Source organism: Amorphus sp. 3PC139-8 (assembly GCF_040750475.1).
Lineage (GTDB): Bacteria > Pseudomonadota > Alphaproteobacteria > Rhizobiales > Amorphaceae > Amorphus.
This window is the reverse complement of the sequence record NZ_JABJVY010000014.1, coordinates 24,384-42,568: the sequence shown is the minus strand read 5'-3', so window position 1 is coordinate 42,568 and position 18,185 is coordinate 24,384. Positions and strand designations below refer to the sequence as shown.

General features: G+C 63.5%; 20 protein-coding genes and 1 riboswitch. Of the genes, 9 read left to right on the top strand and 11 right to left on the bottom strand.

Going from position 1 to position 18,185, the window contains the following annotated elements; translation table 11 throughout:
- Positions 1 to 8: 8 nt before the first annotated feature.
- Positions 9 to 971 carry a 4-hydroxy-3-methylbut-2-enyl diphosphate reductase gene (gene ispH / locus HNS03_RS14275; protein ID WP_367196174.1) on the bottom strand — a complete coding sequence of 321 codons (963 nt, stop codon included), beginning with the start codon at positions 969 to 971 and terminating at the stop codon, positions 9 to 11.
- 143 nt (positions 972 to 1,114) lie between these two features.
- Here ispH and HNS03_RS14270 point away from each other — a divergent pair, with 143 nt between their 5' ends.
- The 6 genes from HNS03_RS14270 (at position 1,115) to gcvPB (ending at position 7,280) form a co-directional block, all read left to right on the top strand.
- Positions 1,115 to 1,630 carry a GNAT family N-acetyltransferase gene (locus HNS03_RS14270; RefSeq protein WP_367196173.1) on the top strand — a complete coding sequence of 172 codons (516 nt, stop codon included), beginning with the start codon at positions 1,115 to 1,117 and terminating at the stop codon, positions 1,628 to 1,630.
- A 116-nt stretch (positions 1,631 to 1,746) separates the two neighbouring features.
- Positions 1,747 to 2,337, top strand: a complete 591-nt coding sequence (locus HNS03_RS14265) for a hypothetical protein (protein WP_367196172.1) — start codon at positions 1,747 to 1,749, stop codon at positions 2,335 to 2,337.
- Between the two features lie 121 nt (positions 2,338 to 2,458).
- Positions 2,459 to 2,548, top strand: a riboswitch (glycine riboswitch).
- 168 nt (positions 2,549 to 2,716) lie between these two features.
- On the top strand, positions 2,717 to 3,856 hold the full coding sequence (gene gcvT / locus HNS03_RS14260; protein ID WP_367196171.1) for a glycine cleavage system aminomethyltransferase GcvT: 1,140 nt from the start codon (positions 2,717 to 2,719) through the stop codon (positions 3,854 to 3,856).
- A gap of 74 nt (positions 3,857 to 3,930) precedes the next feature.
- The gene (gene gcvH / locus HNS03_RS14255) at positions 3,931 to 4,302 is read left to right on the top strand and encodes a glycine cleavage system protein GcvH (protein WP_367196170.1); all 372 of its coding nucleotides are present in this window, start codon (positions 3,931 to 3,933) and stop codon (positions 4,300 to 4,302) included.
- 47 nt (positions 4,303 to 4,349) lie between these two features.
- Positions 4,350 to 5,690: an aminomethyl-transferring glycine dehydrogenase subunit GcvPA gene (gcvPA, locus tag HNS03_RS14250; protein WP_367196169.1), complete on the top strand. Its 1,341-nt coding sequence runs from the start codon at positions 4,350 to 4,352 to the stop codon at positions 5,688 to 5,690.
- Positions 5,691 to 7,280 (top strand): aminomethyl-transferring glycine dehydrogenase subunit GcvPB, encoded by a 1,590-nt coding sequence (gcvPB, locus tag HNS03_RS14245; RefSeq protein ID WP_367196168.1) that lies wholly within the window; start codon positions 5,691 to 5,693, stop codon positions 7,278 to 7,280.
- Positions 7,281 to 7,364: 84 nt separating this feature from the next.
- On the opposite strand, the gene HNS03_RS14240 is transcribed toward gcvPB, so the two are convergent.
- The 5 genes from HNS03_RS14240 to HNS03_RS14220 form a co-directional block, all read right to left on the bottom strand.
- Positions 7,365 to 8,984: a BCCT family transporter gene (locus tag HNS03_RS14240; protein WP_367196167.1), complete on the bottom strand. Its 1,620-nt coding sequence runs from the start codon at positions 8,982 to 8,984 to the stop codon at positions 7,365 to 7,367.
- Between the two features lie 225 nt (positions 8,985 to 9,209).
- Positions 9,210 to 10,247 (bottom strand): Holliday junction branch migration DNA helicase RuvB, encoded by a 1,038-nt coding sequence (gene ruvB / locus HNS03_RS14235; RefSeq protein WP_367196166.1) that lies wholly within the window; start codon positions 10,245 to 10,247, stop codon positions 9,210 to 9,212.
- 117 nt (positions 10,248 to 10,364) lie between these two features.
- Positions 10,365 to 10,976, bottom strand: coding sequence for a Holliday junction branch migration protein RuvA (gene ruvA, locus HNS03_RS14230; RefSeq protein ID WP_367196165.1), 612 nt, complete (start codon positions 10,974 to 10,976; stop codon positions 10,365 to 10,367).
- Positions 10,973 to 11,494, bottom strand: a complete 522-nt coding sequence (gene ruvC, locus HNS03_RS14225) for a crossover junction endodeoxyribonuclease RuvC (protein ID WP_367196164.1) — start codon at positions 11,492 to 11,494, stop codon at positions 10,973 to 10,975. The genes ruvA and ruvC overlap by 4 nt, the downstream gene beginning before the upstream one ends.
- A gap of 72 nt (positions 11,495 to 11,566) precedes the next feature.
- Positions 11,567 to 12,418 carry an alpha/beta fold hydrolase gene (locus HNS03_RS14220; protein ID WP_367196163.1) on the bottom strand — a complete coding sequence of 284 codons (852 nt, stop codon included), beginning with the start codon at positions 12,416 to 12,418 and terminating at the stop codon, positions 11,567 to 11,569.
- Positions 12,419 to 12,752: 334 nt separating this feature from the next.
- Between HNS03_RS14220 and HNS03_RS14215 the strand changes: the two genes are divergently transcribed.
- Positions 12,753 to 13,502 (top strand): YebC/PmpR family DNA-binding transcriptional regulator, encoded by a 750-nt coding sequence (locus HNS03_RS14215; RefSeq protein WP_367196162.1) that lies wholly within the window; start codon positions 12,753 to 12,755, stop codon positions 13,500 to 13,502.
- Between the two features lie 307 nt (positions 13,503 to 13,809).
- On the opposite strand, the gene HNS03_RS14210 is transcribed toward HNS03_RS14215, so the two are convergent.
- Both HNS03_RS14210 and HNS03_RS14205 read right to left on the bottom strand, forming a co-directional pair.
- Positions 13,810 to 14,292 carry an Lrp/AsnC family transcriptional regulator gene (locus HNS03_RS14210; RefSeq protein WP_367196161.1) on the bottom strand — a complete coding sequence of 161 codons (483 nt, stop codon included), beginning with the start codon at positions 14,290 to 14,292 and terminating at the stop codon, positions 13,810 to 13,812.
- 126 nt (positions 14,293 to 14,418) lie between these two features.
- On the bottom strand, positions 14,419 to 14,664 hold the full coding sequence (locus HNS03_RS14205) for a hypothetical protein (protein ID WP_367196160.1): 246 nt from the start codon (positions 14,662 to 14,664) through the stop codon (positions 14,419 to 14,421).
- Here HNS03_RS14205 and HNS03_RS14200 point away from each other — a divergent pair.
- Positions 14,663 to 15,085, top strand: a complete 423-nt coding sequence (locus tag HNS03_RS14200) for a c-type cytochrome (protein ID WP_367196159.1) — start codon at positions 14,663 to 14,665, stop codon at positions 15,083 to 15,085. The two genes, HNS03_RS14205 and HNS03_RS14200, sit on opposite strands and share 2 nt — an antisense overlap.
- Before the next feature lie 44 nt (positions 15,086 to 15,129).
- On the opposite strand, the gene HNS03_RS14195 is transcribed toward HNS03_RS14200, so the two are convergent.
- Both HNS03_RS14195 and HNS03_RS14190 read right to left on the bottom strand, forming a co-directional pair.
- The gene (locus HNS03_RS14195; RefSeq protein ID WP_367196158.1) at positions 15,130 to 15,567 is read right to left on the bottom strand and encodes a hypothetical protein; all 438 of its coding nucleotides are present in this window, start codon (positions 15,565 to 15,567) and stop codon (positions 15,130 to 15,132) included.
- 51 nt (positions 15,568 to 15,618) lie between these two features.
- Complete coding sequence (locus tag HNS03_RS14190; protein ID WP_367196157.1) at positions 15,619 to 16,788, bottom strand: isovaleryl-CoA dehydrogenase; 1,170 nt, start codon at positions 16,786 to 16,788, stop codon at positions 15,619 to 15,621.
- A 181-nt stretch (positions 16,789 to 16,969) separates the two neighbouring features.
- On the opposite strand from HNS03_RS14190, the gene HNS03_RS14185 reads away from it, so the two are divergent.
- On the top strand, positions 16,970 to 17,590 hold the full coding sequence (locus HNS03_RS14185) for a class I SAM-dependent methyltransferase (RefSeq protein WP_367196156.1): 621 nt from the start codon (positions 16,970 to 16,972) through the stop codon (positions 17,588 to 17,590).
- A gap of 14 nt (positions 17,591 to 17,604) precedes the next feature.
- Here HNS03_RS14185 and HNS03_RS14180 read toward each other — a convergent pair whose 3' ends face one another.
- Complete coding sequence (locus tag HNS03_RS14180) at positions 17,605 to 17,979, bottom strand: PaaI family thioesterase (RefSeq protein ID WP_367196155.1); 375 nt, start codon at positions 17,977 to 17,979, stop codon at positions 17,605 to 17,607.
- Positions 17,980 to 18,185: the final 206 nt, after the last annotated feature.

Genomic DNA, 18,185 nt, shown 5'->3' with positions numbered 1-18,185 from the left:
CGGGTTGGTTACTCGGCAGCCACGGATCTGAGCTCTCGGGGCAGATTGAACGCGATGGTCTCATCTGCCGTGCGCACCGTCTCCACGGTCACTTGGAAATGCTCGGCAAATGCGGCGATGATCTCCTCCACCAGTGATTCCGGCGCGGAGGCACCGGCGGTGATGCCAAGCCGCTCGATCCCGGAGAACATCGACCAGTCGATATCGTGCGCACGCTGCAGGAGCACCGCCTTCGAACAGCCGGCGCGTTCTGCCACCTCGCGCAGGCGCTGGGAGTTGGAGGAGTTCGGCGCGCCGACCACGATCATGGCGTCGACATCCGGTGCCACGGCCTTCACCGCCTCCTGGCGATTGGTGGTCGCGTAACAGATGTCGTCCTTATGCGGGCCGACGATTGCGGGAAAGCGCGCGGTCAGGGCCTCGACGATGGCACGGGTGTCATCCACCGACAGCGTCGTCTGGCTGACCCAGGCGAGGGCGTTTTCGTCATTCGGGGTGAAGTGCGCCACGTCGTCCACCGTCTCTACCAACGAGATCGCGCCATCCGGGAGCTGGCCCATTGTGCCGACCACCTCCGGATGTCCCGCGTGGCCGATCAGCACGACCTCTCGACCGCGCTTGAAATGAAGCTGCGCCTCCTTGTGGACCTTGGAGACGAGCGGGCAGGTGGCGTCGAGATAGAACATGTTGCGCGAGGACGCCTCCGCCGGCACCGATTTCGCAACGCCGTGGGCAGAGAACACCACCGGTGCATCGGTCGCGGGGATTTCCGAAAGCTCCTCGACAAAGACGGCGCCTTTGGCCCTCAGCGAATCGACCACGAATTTATTGTGAACGATCTCGTGGCGCACATAGACCGGCGGCCCGAACCGCTCCAGCGCCAGCTCGACGATCTGGATCGCCCGGTCCACGCCGGCGCAGAATCCGCGCGGGGCGCAGAGCTTTATCGAAAGTCGCGGCAGATCGCTCACAGGTGCCAATCCCGATTGTCTCGCGTAACGGTCGTTTGGGTTTCGGGCCGCAAGGCCGATCCTTGCCCGGACCTACCACGTATTTATCACGTGGCGCGAGTTGAAGTGTCAGCGATTTGGACATCCTGTAAAAGGGGGCGGGCTTGAGGTACTATATGTCGGAAACCCGCAAATTCGATGTGTCGCCCCGCGCAGCCGGCCTGGCTTCGCCCAGCGTCGTCATTCGACCGTCCGTCCCGGCCGATCTGGCGCGCGTCCACAACATCGTCGATGCCGCCTATCGCCCCTATGTCGCGCGAATGGGTCAGCGGCCGGGCCCAATGGATGCCGACTATGGCGCATTGATCGAAAGTGGCGCCCTGTTCGTTGCGGAAGAAGGCGAAACGATCCTTGGGCTCGTGGTCGTGCTCGAAGACAGTAATGCGCTGCTGCTCGACAATGTGGCCGTTGCGCCGGATCGGCACGGTCGCGGGCTGGGCCGCCATCTCATCGGCTTTGTCGAGGACGAAGCGCTCAAGCGAGGCAGGCGGATCGTTCGGCTCTATACCCATGAGACCATGGTCGAGAACGTTGCTCTTTACACCCGGCTTGGATTTGTCGAGACGTCTCGTGCAACGCAACACGGTTTTCGCCGCATTTTCATGGAGAAAGCAGTGTAGCAGACTGTGGCGTCGGGCCGATGCCGGGAAGCCTGTCGACGGAGGCCATTCACGTTGCGTCCGGTGCGGTGCTATAGCCCTCGGCCATTACGATTTTCGATTGGGGAGACCTCGCAATGCGTCCTGTCCGCCGGTTGGTACGCGCGGCCGCACTTTCGGCTCCGGTCCTGGCGTTGAGCCTCGGAGCGTGCTCCTCCATCAGCTCCGTCACGGATGCCGTTACGCCGTCCGCCTCCAGCGGGTTCGGCCAATTCCTTCGCGGCACCACCGCCGAGCCCACAACCATCGATCTGGAACAGTACCGCAAGACGCCGTCCTGTCCGCGCATCGAGGTGCTGCCTGACACCGAGACGCTGCGGGTCACCAGCGGCGGCAACGCCTTCGAGGAAGGGGTGGTGCGCTACCAGGCTTCGCTGCAGAAGACGGCGCGGGAATGCCAGGATGAGGGTGATGGCAAGCGCGTGAAGATCGGACTTGCCGGCCGCGCCGTTTCCGGCCCCAAGGGGGCTGCCGGCACCATCAAGCTGCCGCTGCGCGTCGCGGTTCGCGAAGGCGACAATATCACCTATTCGAAGCTCCACGTGATCAGTGTGGATCTGACCGACGCCGAGCCCTCCAAGGACTGGGCCTATGTGGCGTCCGACATCGTCGTCGCCGATCCCGACAGCGCGACGATCCTTGTGGGTTTCGACGAAAAGGGCCGTTGATCTCGGCGAACCCGATTTGACATTGGGCGCGACCTCACCATAATCGCGCTCACGTGTCGGGCACGATGTCGCGCCCCGGCACCCGCGGTCTTGCAAAGCAATTTGCGCTGCCGCTTTGGTTTCAGACGTTGCGGGAGAGGCTGGCCATCGCGCCGGCGCCGAAGGAGCAACCGCCCCGGAAACTCTCAGGCAAAAGGACCGCAACGCCTCTAGCGACTCTCTGGAAAGCAGCCGGCCCGCGTGCGGATCGGCTCACCGAAGGGGTAACCGGCGCGTCCTGCCGGGAAATCTCTCAGGTTTTTGCGACAGAGGGGGCACACGATTGGCTCGCGAGAGGGCCTGTCGCGTGTGTTCCGTTTGTCGAAAACCGTGAGAGATTATGGGCGAAACCACCGAACAGACACTTCTCGAAACACCGCTCGCTGAGCGCCATCAGACGCTTGGCGCGCGCATGGTGCCGTTCGCCGGCTATCGGATGCCGGTCCAGTATGAGGGCATCATCGCCGAGCACACATGGACCCGAACCCGTGCCGGCGTGTTCGACGTCTCGCATATGGGGCAGGCGGTCATCACCGGCCCGTCGGGTGACCACGCCGCCGTCGCGGCGGCGCTCGAGACGCTGATTCCGGGCGAGATCCAGGCACTTGCGCCCGGTCGTATGCGCTACAGCCTGCTTCTGAACGACGCCGGCGGCGTCCGCGACGACCTCATGGTCACGCGTCCGTGGGATCCGTCCGACGACGGCTCGCTGATGCTGGTCGTCAACGCGGCCTGCAAACACGCCGATATCGCCCATTTGGCGGCGAACCTTCCCGACGGCGTTTCCATCCACATGTACGACGACCGTGCGCTGATTGCGGTGCAGGGGCCGGACGCGGAAGCGGTGATGGCCGCACATGCGCCGGAAGCCGCCGCTCTCGCCTTTATGAGCGCCTGTTCCGCTCGCTTCGATGGGATCGATTGCCAGATCAGTCGCTCCGGCTATACCGGTGAGGACGGTTTCGAGATCTCCGTGGCAAATGACCAGGCTGGAGCGGTCTGGGATGCGCTCGTGGATGACGAGCGGGTCAAGCCGATCGGGCTGGGTGCGCGCGATTCGCTCCGCCTGGAGGCCGGGCTCTGCCTCTATGGCCACGACCTCGACGAGACCACGAGCCCGGTCGAAGCCGGGCTGACCTGGACCATCGGCAAGCGGCGGCGCAGTGAGGGCGGTTTCCCGGGCGCCGAACGGATCCTGCGCGAGTTGGCGGAGGGCCCGTCGCGGCGACGCGTGGGCCTGCGTCCGCAAGGCCGGGCACCGGCGCGCGAGGGAACTCGCATCCTTGCCGAGGACGGCGCGGATATCGGTCAGGTGACCTCCGGCGGCTTTGGGCCGAGCATCCAGGCCCCTGTTGCCATGGGCTACGTCCGCGATGGCCACCACGCAGCGGGCTCGCCGGTGCAGTTGGAGGTTCGCGGCAAAACGCTTCCGGCCGCAATCGCCAAGCTTCCCTTCGTTGCAAATCGCTTCAAGCGATAACGCACGCCAAGACTTCAGCACCGGGAAACGGCCTCCCCACGTTTCCCTCCTTCCAGATGAGAGGTTTACGCACCATGGTAAAACGCTTCACCCAGGACCACGAATGGCTCGATATCGACGGCCACGTCGCGACCGTCGGCATCACCAACTACGCACAGATCCAGCTTGGCGATGTGGTGTTCGTGGAGCTGCCCGAGGTGGGCAAAACGCTGGCGAAAGGCGACGAGGCCGCCGTGGTGGAATCGGTCAAGGCGGCGTCGGAGGTCTATGCCCCGGTCTCCGGCGAAGTGATCGAGGTCAACACCGCGCTGCCTGACGCGCCGGACATGGTGAACAAAGAACCGGAAGAGGGCGGCTGGTTCGTCAAGATCCGGTTCGAAGACGAGGCGGAGGTCGCCAACCTCATGGATGAGACCGGCTACCAGACCTTTCTCGACACGCTTTGAGCCGCCGTTCGCGCCATTCCCTTTGACAACCCAAGGAGGGCAAGCCCATGCGCTATCTGCCCCTGACCGATGCCGATCGCGCCGATATGCTGGCGGCGATCGGTGTTGGCGCCATCGACGACCTGTTCGTCGATATTCCCGCCGACAAGCGGGTCGACGGCACTTTGGATCTTCCCAGCCACCGCTCCGAGCTTGCGGTTGAGGCCGCGCTCAAGCGGCTGGCGGCGAAGAATGTGCCGGCCGACACCGTGCCGTTCTTTGTCGGTGCCGGTGCCTACAAGCACCATGTACCGTCGACCGTCGATCACCTGATCCAGCGGTCCGAGTTCCTCACCTCCTATACGCCCTATCAGCCGGAGGTGAGCCAGGGGACGCTGCAGGTCCTGTTTGAGTTTCAGACCCAGGTGGCCGAGCTCACCGGCATGGAGGTCGCCAACGCCTCCATGTACGACGGGTCGACGGCTGCCGCCGAAGCGGTCCTGATGGCGAACCGGGTCACGAAGCGGCGCAAGGCGATCGTCGCTGGCGGCGTGCATCCGCATTATCGCGACGTCATCAAGACGGTGGTCGGCATGGCCGACGACGAGCTTGTCTGCATGGAGCCGGACCCCGCCGGCACCGAATATATTGCCGCCGAGATCGACGAGGATACGGCCTGCATCGTGGTGCAGTCGCCGAGCTTCTTCGGCCATCTGCTCGACCTGAAGCCGTTGGCGGAAGCTGCGCATGCCAAAGGCGCGCTGCTGGTCGCCGTGTTCACGGAAGTGGTGGCGCTGGCCGCAATCGAGCCACCCGGCGCCCAGGGCGCCGATATCGTGGTGGGCGAGGGCCAGTCGCTCGGCAATCCGCTGACCTTCGGCGGTCCTTATGTCGGCCTGTTCGCGACCCGGCAGAAATTCCTGCGCCAGATGCCGGGGCGCCTGTGCGGCGAGACCGTCGACGCCGACGGCAAACGCGGCTACGTGCTGACGCTTTCCACCCGCGAGCAGCATATCCGCCGCGACAAGGCGACCTCGAACATCTGCACCAACTCCGGGCTGTGCGCGCTGGCCTTTTCCATCCATGCGACGCTGCTGGGCGGGACGGGATTGATGCGGCTTGCCGCCGTCAATCACGCCCAGACGGTCAAGCTGGTGGAACGGCTCGAAAGCGTGCGCGGCGTGGAGGTGCTGACCGATACCTTCTTCAACGAGATCACGTTGCGGGTCGACCGCAATGCGGCGGCACTGGTCGACGATCTGGCCGAGCACGGCGTTCTCGCCGGCGTGCCGGTTTCTCGACTTCTGCCGGGCACGGAGTTTGACGATCTCCTCATCCTTGCCGTCACCGAATGCGTTTCCGATGACGACATCAAGGCGCTCTGCACCGCTCTTTCGGAGGCCCTGTAGATGATGAACGCCAACGGACGTCCCACTCGGGCCGAAGAGAGCTCCCGTTCGGCCAACGACGACGTGTCCACCTTCACCGGCAATGCCGCGCTCGATATCGAAGAGCCGCTGATCTTCGAGATCGGACGGACCGAAGCGACCGGTGTCGACCTGCCGGAGCCGGCCGCGGTTGCGCCTCGGCTCGGCAAGCATGCCCGCAGGGCGCCGTTGTCGCTGCCCGGCCTCACCGAGCCGGAGACCATGCGCCATTATGTGCGCCTGTCGCGGCAGAACTACGCGATCGATCTCGGCGTCTATCCGCTGGGCTCCTGCACGATGAAGCACAATCCGCGTCTCAACGAGAAGATGGCGCGGCTCCCCGGCTTCGCCGACGTCCATCCTCTCCAGCCGGCGCAAACCTCCGAGGGCGCCGTTGCGCTGATGGCGGAACTGTCTCACTGGCTCATGGAGCTGACCGGCATGGCCGCAGTCGCGCTGTCGCCCAAGGCCGGCGCCCACGGCGAGCTCTGCGGCATGATGGCGATCAAGGCAGCGTTGTCGGCGCGCGGCGAGACCCGCTCGAAGGTGCTGGTCCCGGAATCGGCCCACGGCACCAATCCGGCCACCGCGGCGCTTCTTGGCTACAAGGTCGAGGCGATTCCGGCCCGCGAGGACGGCACCGTGGATGTCGAGGCGGTCAAGGCGCGGCTCGATAGCGATGTGGCCGCGATCATGCTGACAAATCCCAACACGTGCGGTCTGTTCGAGCGCGACGTGGCGGAGATCGCCGAGGCCGTGCATGCGGTCGGCGCTTATTTCTATGGTGACGGCGCGAACTTCAACGCGATCATGGGCAAGGTGCGGCCCGGCGATCTCGGCATCGACGCCATGCATATCAACCTGCACAAGACCTTCTCCACGCCTCATGGCGGCGGCGGTCCGGGTGCAGGGCCGGTGGTGCTGTCGGAGCGGCTGGCCCCGTTCGCGCCGCTGCCGTATCTACGGCTGGAGGACGGCAAGCCGGTCCTGGTGGAACATGCCTCCGACACCGAGGACGGCGCAAAGCCGTTCGGTCGCATGTGCGCCTTCCACGGCCAGATGGGCATGTATGTCCGTGCACTCTCCTACATGATGTCGCACGGCGCCGACGGTTTGCGACAGGCGGCGGAAGATGCGGTGCTGTCGGCGAACTATCTGAAGGCACGGCTCGGCGACGTCATGACGGTTGCCTATCCGGAGCGGCCGGCCATGCACGAAGTGCTGTTCAAGGATGACTTCCTGGACGAAACCGGTGTCACCACGCTCGATTTCGCCAAGGCGATGATCGACGAGGGCTTCCATCCGATGACCATGTATTTTCCGCTGGTGGTCCATGGGGCAATGCTGGTGGAGCCGACGGAATCGGAAAGCCGGGCCAATCTCGACCTGTTCGTCGCAACCTTGCGAGACCTCGCGATGGCCGCGTCCCGCGGCGACACCGGGCGCTTCAAGGCGGCTCCCCGGCATGCGCCGCGCCGGCGGCTCGACGAGACGGGGGCCGCACGCCACCCGGTGTTGCGTTGGACCAAGCCGGAGCCCCGCCCGATCGAACCGGTCGAGGCGGCGGAGTAAAGCCGTCGAGTTCAAATTGCTGCAGAACGAAAGCCCGCGCTCCAACGAGCGCGGGCTTTTTTGCCTACATGCAGGGCGGATCGATCAGCTCGACCGGCCAACGGCGGGTGCCGGCTGATAGGCGCCGCCGGATTGCGCCGGCCGGGCCGCTTCGGCCGCTTTGCGGATGCCGGCGCGTTCGAAGCGGAGTTGGCGGATCAGGCCCCAGCACATCAGCGCGATCACGATCGAGAACGGCAGCCCCGAGGTGATCGAAGCCGTCTGCAGAGCGCTTAAGGGATCACCGCCCGTGACGGAGCCGGCGATCAGCAACACGGCCGCAACGATGCCTTCCAGGAGCGCCCAGAACAGGCGTTGCTGCCAGATCGGGTGCGGGTCGCCGCCATTGGTCAGCATGTCCACCACCAACGAACCCGAGTCCGACGAGGTGGCAAAGAAGATCGCAACCACGACGATGCCCAGGACGGCGAGGACGGTGACGAACGGAGCCGCAAGCTGTAACTGCTCCAGGAGCACGAACAGAGCATCGTTGGTGCCGGCGTTCATCAGCGCCTCGGAGCCTTTGCCGTTGCGGATGAAGTCCAGCGCCGATCCGCCGAACACGGTGAACCAGACGATCGAGGCGCCGGTCGGGGCGAGCAGGCAGCCGGCAATGAACTGCCGAATCGTGCGACCGCGCGAAATCCGGGCAATGAACATGCCGACGAACGGCGACCAGGCGATCCACCAGCCCCAATAGAACAGTGTCCAGGCCGACAGCCAGTCGGACGCCTCCTGGTTGAAGACGAACATGCGCAGGCTCGTCTCCGGCAGGTGCTGCAGATAATGGCCAGTGCTGCCGACCATGAACTGGAGAATGAAAAGGGTCGGACCGGCGAGGAATACGGCCGCGGCAAGGATGACGGCCAGCCAGAGATTGACCACCGAAAGCCGCCGCACGCCCTTGTCGAGTCCCGCCATGACGGAGGTCACGGCGACTGCGGTCACGGCTGCGATGATCAGAACCTGAACGGTGGCGTTGTCGGGCGTGCCGAAGACCGTCGCTAGCCCCGCCGATATCTGCGTCGCGCCGAGGCCGAGCGACGTTGCCAAGCCGAACAGCGTCCCGAACACCGCCAGGATGTCGACCAGGTTTCCCACCCAGCCGTAAATCTTGTCGCCAATCAGGGGATAGAACGCAGATGCCGGACGAAGAGGCAGGTCGTAGCGGAAGCAAAAATAGCCGAGCGAGAGGCCGATCACGATATAGACGGCCCAGGCGTGCAGCCCCCAATGGAAAAACGTGATGTTCATCGCTTCGCGGGCCGCTGCGGCGGTCTCCGGGTCGGCTGTCGGCGGTGCGGCATAGTGCGAGATCGGCTCGGCAACGCCGTAGTAGACCAAGCCAATGCCCATCCCGGCTGTGAACAGCATGGCGAACCAGCCGAACGTGCCCCATTCGGGCTCTTCCTCCGCCTTGCCGAGCTTGATCGAGCCGTACGGCGTGACCATCAGCACAAGCGCGAAAATCAAAAAGCCGGTGACCACGAGCATGTACCACCAACCGAAATAGGTTGAGATCCAGGCTTTAACGCCGCTTGCGACCGAGCCGAGATTTCCCGGCGCGACCACACCCCAGCCGACGAAGGCAAGAATCAGCACCGCCGATATAAGAAAAACGGGCGGGTTCGTGTGTTCTCGAAAATAGTCCCGTGTCGATGCCATCTTCTTCCTCTCCGGTTCAGAGTGTGGGAAGCGGGCTCGCTAGACTGATTGGCTCAAAAATTGGGGTTTGGGAGAGCTGGCCCAGCCCGTCACCACGTTTCTTACACATTGAGAACGAAGAAATGACCGGAAGGTTCGGATTTTTTCTCAGCGGTGCGGAACCGAAAGGGCGACCAGCCGGTTAGGGCGCTTTGGGCATGCGCCAGCGGTTTCGAGCGCAGGCAATCAGCTTTCGTCGGATCCGAACAGGCCGAACTGTTCCGAGGGCAGCTTGGCCGGCGGGGCGAGCCCGAGATGGCCGTAGGCGGCAGGAGTCATCATTCGGCCACGTGGTGTGCGCTGAACGAAGCCGTTCTGGATCAGGTAGGGCTCGACGATATCCTCGATCGCATCGCGCGGCTCCGACAGCGCCGCCGCGATCGTCTCGATCCCGACCGGGCCGCCTGAAAAACTTTCGGCAATGACGCGCATATAGCGTCGATCGAGGGCGTCGAGGCCGGCGGAATCCACATCCAGCCGGGTTAGCGACTTGTCGGCCAGATCACGATCGATGGTGTCCAAACCGGCTACGATCGCGAAATCGCGCACCCGGCGTAAGAGGCGCCCCGCGATGCGTGGTGTCCCGCGGGCACGGCGGGCGATTTCGACCGCGCCTTCCTGGGTGATCGCCATTCCCATCAACCCGGCGCCCCGGCTGACGATGCCGGTGAGTTCATCAACGGAATAAAACTCCAACCGCAGCGGAATGCCGAACCGATCGCGCAGCGGCGTCGTCAGAAGGCCGAGCCTTGTGGTGGCGCCCACCAACGTGAACTTCGCCAGATCGATCCGCACGGAGCGGGCGGCGGGACCTTCGCCGATGATCAGATCGAGCTGGAAGTCCTCCATCGCGGGATAGAGGATTTCCTCCACGGCAGGCGACAACCGGTGGATTTCGTCGATGAACAGAACGTCGCGCTCGCCCAGATTGGTGAGGAGGGCGGCGAGATCACCCGCCTTGGCAATCACCGGGCCCGATGTCGCCCGGAAATTGACGGACAGTTCGCGCGCGACGATCTGGGCAAGAGTGGTTTTGCCCAGGCCCGGCGGACCGACCAGGAGCACATGGTCGAGCGCTTCGTTGCGCGTAGCGGCCGCCTTGACGAAGACTTCGAGGTTGGCGCGTGCGGCCGCCTGGCCGACGAAATCCGACAGCCGTTGCGGGCGCAGCGGCGCTTCGACGTCGTCCTCTCGCTCTTCAGCCGATATCAGTCGCTCGCTCATCGCAGCCGTTCGTCTTCGCGCAGCTCCGAAGAGATTCAGGTGCGCTACCCTCAGAGTTAAATCAAATCAGAGCGTTAGTGGGCAAACCTCAACTGAGCTCTGATCTGTTGTCCGCCGCTAGCGGTCAGATAGGATCTTCAGCCCGGCGCGGATCAGGTCGGCGGTCGTTTCAAGGCCGTCGTCGCGGCCGCGGGCGACGGCCTTGCGGACTTCCGCTTCCGCATAGCCGAGATTGACCAGCGCCGAAACCGCATCGGAGACGACCGGATCTCCCGACGCGCGCGTGACGGGAATGGCGAATGTCTGGTCGCCGCCGCTCGCCAGCACGCTGCCAACCTTATCTTTCAACTCGGAAATCAACCGATCGGCGACGCGCTTGCCGACTCCGGGCGCCCGGGTGATGGTCTTTCCATCCTCCAGCGCAATCGCTTCGGTCAACTCTTCGCCGGACAGCACGCCAAGAATGGCAAGCGCCACCTTGGCACCAACCCCTTGCACCGTCTGCAAGATACGAAACCACTGGCGTTCGGTCTCGCTGGCGAAACCGTAGAGCCGGATCATGTCTTCGCGGACAACGGTCTCGATCGTCAATGTAACGGCATGGCCGGTCTGCGGCATACCCGCCAGCACGCGGGCGGGGCAGTAGACCTCGTAGCCGACACCGTGCACGTCGACGATCACGGCTTCCTCGCCAATCGCTTCGACCACGCCCTTCAGACGGCCGATCATTTGACCGCCTCGGCAAAGCGGGCCGCCATGGCGCGGGCTTCGCGGTGCTGGGCGTGGCAGAGCGCAATCGCGAGCGCATCGGCGGCATCGTCGCTGTCGAACTCCGCCTTCGGCAGAAGCACCTTCACCATCATCCGGATCTGTTTTTTATCGCCGTGACCGACCCCGATGATCGTCTTCTTGACCTGGTTGGGTGCGTATTCCGACACCGGAATCCCGGTTTGGGCCGGCGCGAGGAGCGCGACGCCGCGCGCCTGACCCAGCTTCAGGGTCGCGGCGGCATCGCGGTTTACGAAGGTCTGCTCCACGGCGGCCTCGTGCGGATCGAGATCGCGCACGACATCGGCTAGACCGCGATGAATCGACGTTAGCCGCACGGCAAGGCTCTGGCTGCCGTCCGAGGTTACGGATCCAGCACCCAAAAAGCGAACGGAATTGCCTTCACAGGCGATTGCGCCCCAGCCGGTACGCCGCAGGCCGGGGTCGATGCCGAGGATGCGAATCGGATGAGCGTTCATGGAACATGAGTAGAACGGAACGCCGCGTGTGCCTACACGCTCTTTGGAATTTTCGCGACCACATCCGACCTTTCAACCAGGATGGGTGCTGGTGAATGCCAGGATCTCGTCCACGAGCCGGTCCGCATGGCTTTCCATGACGAAGTGGCCGCCTCCCTCGATCACTTTGAGCGAGGAGCCGGGGATCGCGCCGTGAAGCTTGTGGGCCCAGGCGACGTCTTGCCACGCGTCGTTTTCGCCCCATAGGATCTGTACGGGCATCGTTGCCAGTTCCCCCAGCCGAGCGCCTGTGTCCATCGTATGCTTGGCATCATAATGGGCGATCTGATGCTGGTAGAGGCTTGCTTGACCGACGGGACCGGCGATCATTTCCAGGTAGGCGTCCACGGTTCCGTCCGTCAGCCGATCCGGATTCGTGATGGCCGTTTCCAACCAGCTTCTCGTGTGGGCACGATGGTCGGCGTCTGAGGCAGAAATCAGGGCGTCGAGGCCGGCGGCGATTTGCTGCCGGGTGCGCGGCGAGGGCCAGCTATCGAACGACACGGCGTCAATCAGTGTCAGCGAGATGATCCGCTCGGGGTGAAAGACGGCGAGCCGCTGCGCGATCGCGCCGCCGATATCGTGAGCGACGATATGGGCGCGATCGAGCCCCCATTGGTCGAAGAGGTCGAGAAGGATCGGAAGCTGCGCCGTAACCGAGGTGTCGACCTGGGGATCGGCCGGGCGTTCCGAGCGCCCGAAGCCGAGCAAGTCGTAAAGGTAGACGCGCCGATTGGCGGTCACCAGGCGGGGCGCCACATTGCGCCAGATATGGGAAAAGGCCGGCGTGCCGTGGAGGAGGACGATAGGCTCGCCACTTCCTTCGATCCCGTAGGCGATGCGATGGCCGGCGACCAGGGTGTTCTCAGGTGTCAGATTGGTCATATCCGTCTCCGATCTGAAGGCGACGCCAGACCGGATGCGCGGATGGTGTGCGCAGTGTCTCGGCGATGCCAGGGCGCGGCCAAGCTGAAACACTAGATCGATCGCGAAAAGCGATTTTTTATGGCGTAACGCATCTTAAATATCGATGATTTGACGGCTGCAGACTTTAAGCGCACGCTGGATAAAGTGGTTGGCTATGGCCAAATCGGTGTGGCGAGAAAAGGGGGCGGACAGAGATCCCGGCGGCCCCTGCGCGTTGCAGCATGCGCCGGATTTGCGTATTGCAGTTCGTTACATCATACGGACGCAGTCGAAGAATACGAACGGTTGGACGATGGCCGGACATTCCCAGTTTAAGAATATCATGTATCGCAAGGGCGCTCAGGATGCGAAGCGCTCCAAGGTTTTCTCCAAGCTCGCGCGCGAAATCACCGTGGCCGCCAAGACCGGTCAGCCCGATCCGGAGGCTAACCCGCGGCTTCGGCTGGCGATCCAGAACGCGCGCGCGGAAAACATGCCGAAGGACAACATCGAGCGTGCCATCAAGAAGGCCGCCGGTGGCGATAGCGAGAACTACGAGACGGTACGCTACGAGGGCTACGGTCCGGCCGGCGTTGCCGTGCTCGTCGAGGCGCTGACGGACAACCGCAACCGCACCGCTTCGAACGTGCGCGCCGCGTTTTCCAAACACGGTGGAGCGCTGGGCGAAACCGGCTCGGTCGCCTTCATGTTCGACCATATGGGCGAGATCATCTACTCCGCCGATGCCGGCGACGCCGAAGCCGTCATGGAAGCGGCGATCGAGGCCGGTGCCGAAGACGTCCAGTCGGATGAAAACGGCCACGTAATCCTGTGCACGTTCGAGGATCTCGGCGAGGTTTCCACCGCGCTGCAGTCGCAGCTTGGCGAAGCGACCTCGGTAAAGGCGGTTTGGCGGCCGCAGACCATGTCGCCGGTCGACGAAGACAAGGCGGAGACGCTGATGAAGCTGATTTCCGTTCTGGAGGACGATGACGACGTCCAGGCCGTGTTCTCCAACTTCGAAGTCTCCGACGAAGTGCTGCAGAAGCTGACGGCGGCCTAAGCAAAGCCAGGAAAAGTGGGAAGCGGTTTTCCGTTCGGCTTTGCGAGGCGAATAGAGCAAAGCCAGGAAAAGTGGGAAGCGGTTTTCCGTTCGACTTTGCGGGGCGAATAGAGCAAAGCCAAAAGTGCGAAGCGGTTGTCCGTCCGGTTGAACCGAACCGGACGCGGCTGCATAATCCCGAAGCTGTTTTATCAACGCTTCGGGAGACCGGTTCTGTCTGCTTTCCGCCTGGTTCTTTGCGATCGGCACGACCGGGACATCGCCTGCGGTCCGAACGGGTGCCCGGCAGAGGAATTGTCGGCTCGGCCTACTTGAGCAGATTGGTCAGCGGAAGCGGGCCGTTTGCCTTGCTCGTGCGGATGGCGAAATTGGATCGCACGTCCTGGATCGCCGTCTGGCTCAACAGCCGCTCCGTCAGCAGCCGCTCGTAGGCGGCAAGGTTTTCGACGACGATCTCCAGCAGGAAGTCGGCGTGCCCGGAGACCATGTGGCAGGCGGTGACCTCAGGAATTTCGGAAAGCGTCGTTTCCAGGATGGCCATTGCCTCGCGACCCTGGCGCCCGACCTTGATCTCCACGAACACCGTGAGCCCAAAGCCGGCCGACAGCCGGTCGAGAATCGCTCGGTAGGCGGTGATCAGACCGGCCTGTTCCAGCCGGCGCACCCGGCGCAGGCAGGGCGAGGCCGACAGGCCGACCTTTTCGGCCAAGGCCGCATTCGTGATGCGGGCATCATCTTGAAGAAGCGACAGGATCCGGAGATCGATCCGGTCGAGGGATTCGGTTAGCACATCTGGCCTCGGCAGCTGCGAACCCAAGAACGGCTTTGCTTGATGGGAACAAGTAGCTTGGAACTTTTAATGCAGATCGCCACTGTCGTTTGTGCGCGCGTGCGATGCAACCAACCAGAAGGCGATTTAGGAAGTCTGCAAGTAGTTAAGCTCGAAAAATGCAGCAATCAAAAGGCGAAGCCCGTGATTTCGATGAGTAGATACCGCCGTAGACGCCTGGTCTCGGCTGGTCAGGGCAAACCCCATCGACGCCGTCTTTTGAATCATGCCAATGTAGCTGCGTTCAGAATCAGGTAAGGCAGAGGCTTGGCTGACGAAACCGATCGTCGTCTTAGCGCTTGTCTTGCAAACAGCAGCGAGGAAGCCTGTCATGTTGGAGCGCACCCGGACCGGGCTTGCCGTCTGTTTCGTCGTGGCATTCGCGATGATGGCGGTCCCTTGGGCTTCCGCGCAAGCGCAATCGGAGACAGAGGGGCCTCAAGGAGGCGAGGGCGACATCGCCGCCGGCATGGAGGACGACGTGCCGGAGCCGGCTGCGGATGTCGAAAAAGGACAGCAGGTCGCCGAAGAGTTGTGTTCAGGCTGCCATGCCGTCGGCACCGAAGGGGCGAGCTCGCTTCCCGAGGCGCCTCCATTCCGCTTTCTCGGCCGGAACTATCCTGTGCGCTATCTCCAGGAGGCACTCGCGGAGGGGATCGTCACCGGCCATCCGGATATGCCGGAATTTGCCTGGGACCCGGTGACCATTAACAATTTCATCGCCTACCTGGAGACGATCCAGGTGCCTGAATAGCTCATCGGCGGGGATCCGACTCTCCATTTCGCCTGGAAAAGCCTCTAGCGGAGCTTGAGCGCATGGACTGCGCTATCCGGTAAGAAGTGGTGCAACGTGTTGAGCCATAGGACGAATTTTAGCTCGCCATCGCTATGACGCTCCACAATCCAGTCTTCTCCCACGATGCAGCGCAACGGCGGCCTGCCTTCTGGGGTGGAATAGTGTGCCTCCCAATAGAATGAACCGATCGCGCGGGCGCGTTCCGGCGCGTCGGAGAGCTGGGCGACCACGAAGTCGCCGAGCTCCAAGTGCTGGGCCGCAAACTGGCTATGATAGGCGTGGTGCTCCTCAAGCGAGATCGACGCGCCGGATTCCTGCATATAGATCCGTGCCGGGTGGTGCAGAAACAGGGCTTCGCGTTCGGCCACCGTACCGCCGTGGCGCAACGTGTCGCACCAGCGCTCGCCGAGCGCCGTCACCTCCTCAACGGAAATGGGCATGGGATCGGCTCCTCGTTTGCGGATGCTGGACACTGTTTGCGCGATCGGCGTTTAGCCCGATTTCTGGAACAGCTCCCGCCCGATCAGCATCCGCCGGATTTCGCTGGTGCCCGCACCGATCTCGTAGAGCTTGGCATCGCGCAGAAGTCGGCCGGTCGGATAGTCGTTGATGTAACCATTGCCGCCGAGGCATTGGATCGCGTCGAGCGCGACCTTGGTCGCCTGTTCGGCGGCGTAGAGGATCGCGCCGGCGGCGTCTTCCCGAGTGGTGCGGCCGGTATCGCAGGCTTTCGCGACGGCGTAGACGTAGGATCGGCAGGCGTTGAGCGCGACATACATGTCGGCGAGCTTGCTCTGCATGAGCTGAAATTCGCCGATCGGCTGGCCGAACTGCTTGCGCTCGTGAAGGTAGGGCACGACCACGTCGAGGGCCGCCTGCATGATGCCGAGCGGCCCTGCGGCAAGCACCACCCGTTCATAGTCGAGCCCGGACATTAGCACGTTCACGCCCTTGCCGACCTGGCCGAGCACGTTCTCCTCTGGCACCTCGCAATCCTCGAACACGAGCTCGGAGGTGTCGGAGCCGCGCATGCCGAGCTTGTCGAGCTTCTGGGCCGGGCGGAAGCCGGCCATGCCCTTTTCGATCAGGAATGCCGTGATGCCGCGTGGCCCAGCCTCCGGATCGGTCTTAGCGTAAACCACCAGCGTTTCAGCAACCGGACCGTTGGTGATCCACATCTTGGAGCCGTTGAGGACGTAGCGATCGCCACGCTTCTCCGCCCGGGTGCGCATGGAGACCACGTCGGACCCCGCACCGGGCTCCGACATGGCAAGCCCGCCAACGTGCTCTCCGGAGATCAGTTTCGGCAGATAGGTGCGCTTCTGCTCTTCGGTGCCGTTACGCCGGATCTGGTTGACACACAGATTGGAGTGCGCACCGTAGGAGAGACCGACCGAAGCCGAGCCGCGGCTGACCTCCTCCATGGCGATGCAGTGCTCCAGGTAGCCGAGCCCGGAGCCGCCATACTCTTCCTCAACGGTGATGCCGTGCAGGCCCAGCGCACCCATTTCCGGCCAGAGATGGCGCGGAAACTCGTTGGTCCGGTCGATCTCGGCGGCAATCGGCGCAATCTTGTCGTCGGAGAAGGTGCGCACGGTATCGCGCAGCATGTCGGCGGTTTCACCGAGGCCGAAATCGAAAACGGGAAGATCGTTGCGCATCGCTCGGGGTCCTCACATCGGGCCGTTGGTCGGGCTCTTCGCGCTCAAGTTGGCCCGGCTGGCGGGGGTAGGCAAGCGCTTCCGGACCCGCAACCGATGATCCGGCCGGGATGCCGCATTGAAGCGGCGCGCCTATATGCCGATCTCCTAAACAAAGAGCACATGCCATGAGACGGAAACGATGGGCATCTACCAGCGGCTGATCGGGCCGAAATTGATCCGGATGGCATGCGGCGCCGGCGTGCTCGCGCGCCAGCGCCAGAAAGTGGTTCCGAAGGCGCAGGGTGTGGTGGTCGAACTCGGCGTGGGCGGCGGCCACAATCTGCCTTTCTATGACCGGCAGAAGGTCACGCGTCTGATTGCCGTGAACCCGCCCGACGGTCACAGCGATCCGGACCAGCTTGCGCGGCGAGCGGACGGCCTTTCCTTGGAATTTCTCGGCGAATCGGCTGAAGCGCTCTCGCTGGAAACGGCAAGCGCCGACACGGTGGTCGTCACCTACACGCTCTGCTCGATCCCAGATGTGAACGCCGCTCTGTCGGAGGCTCGCCGCATCCTCAAGCCCGGCGGACGCATGCACTTCTGCGAACATGGGCGCTCGACCAACGCGTCGACGGCACGCCTGCAGGAGCGTCTGACGCCGCTTTGGCGGCCGCTTGCGTGCGGATGCCATCTTGATCGTGATCCGATCGCGCTACTGACCGGAACAGGTTTTGCGATCGAGCATCTGGACCAGGGCTCGCTCAAGGGCGTGCCCGATGTGGTCGGCTTTCACCACGTCGGAACGGCAGTGTCGCGGTAAGGCGTCAGTGCGACCTAATCCTTGAGATCGTCCAGGCGGACCATGGTGAACAGGCCGGTCAGGATGTGGATCGGCTTGCCCTCCTTCGTGCCATAGACGTCCGCTTGGCAGATGGTGAGCATCCGGCCGGGCTTGAGCACGCGTCCCTTGGCAACCAGGCGCTTGCCCTGGGCCGGGTTGAGCAGATTGACCTTGAATTCGCTCGTGAGCACGCCGCTGCCGGAAGGATAGAGCGACAGGGCCGCATAGCCGGCCGCCGTATCGGCGAGCGTGGTGGTGCCGCCTGCATGGAAATAGCCGTGCTGCTGGGTCAGGCCCGGCTGATAGGGTAGGGCAAGGTCGACGGCGCCTGGCGCGATCCGGTCGATCTCCACGCCGAGGGTGGTCATGAACCCCTGTCGCGCGAAACTGTCTCGGATCCTGCGCTCATAGTCCGGATCGCGAGGTTCGAACTGTCTTGTGGCTAACTCGTTCATCGCCTTTCCCGATTCCTCACCCACATGCGTTCATTCTTTTCGTTTCCGGTAATCGTTTCACCACCGATATTTGATGAACGCGGTAACGTTGACGGGCCGATTATAGAGGTGCCGGGCCG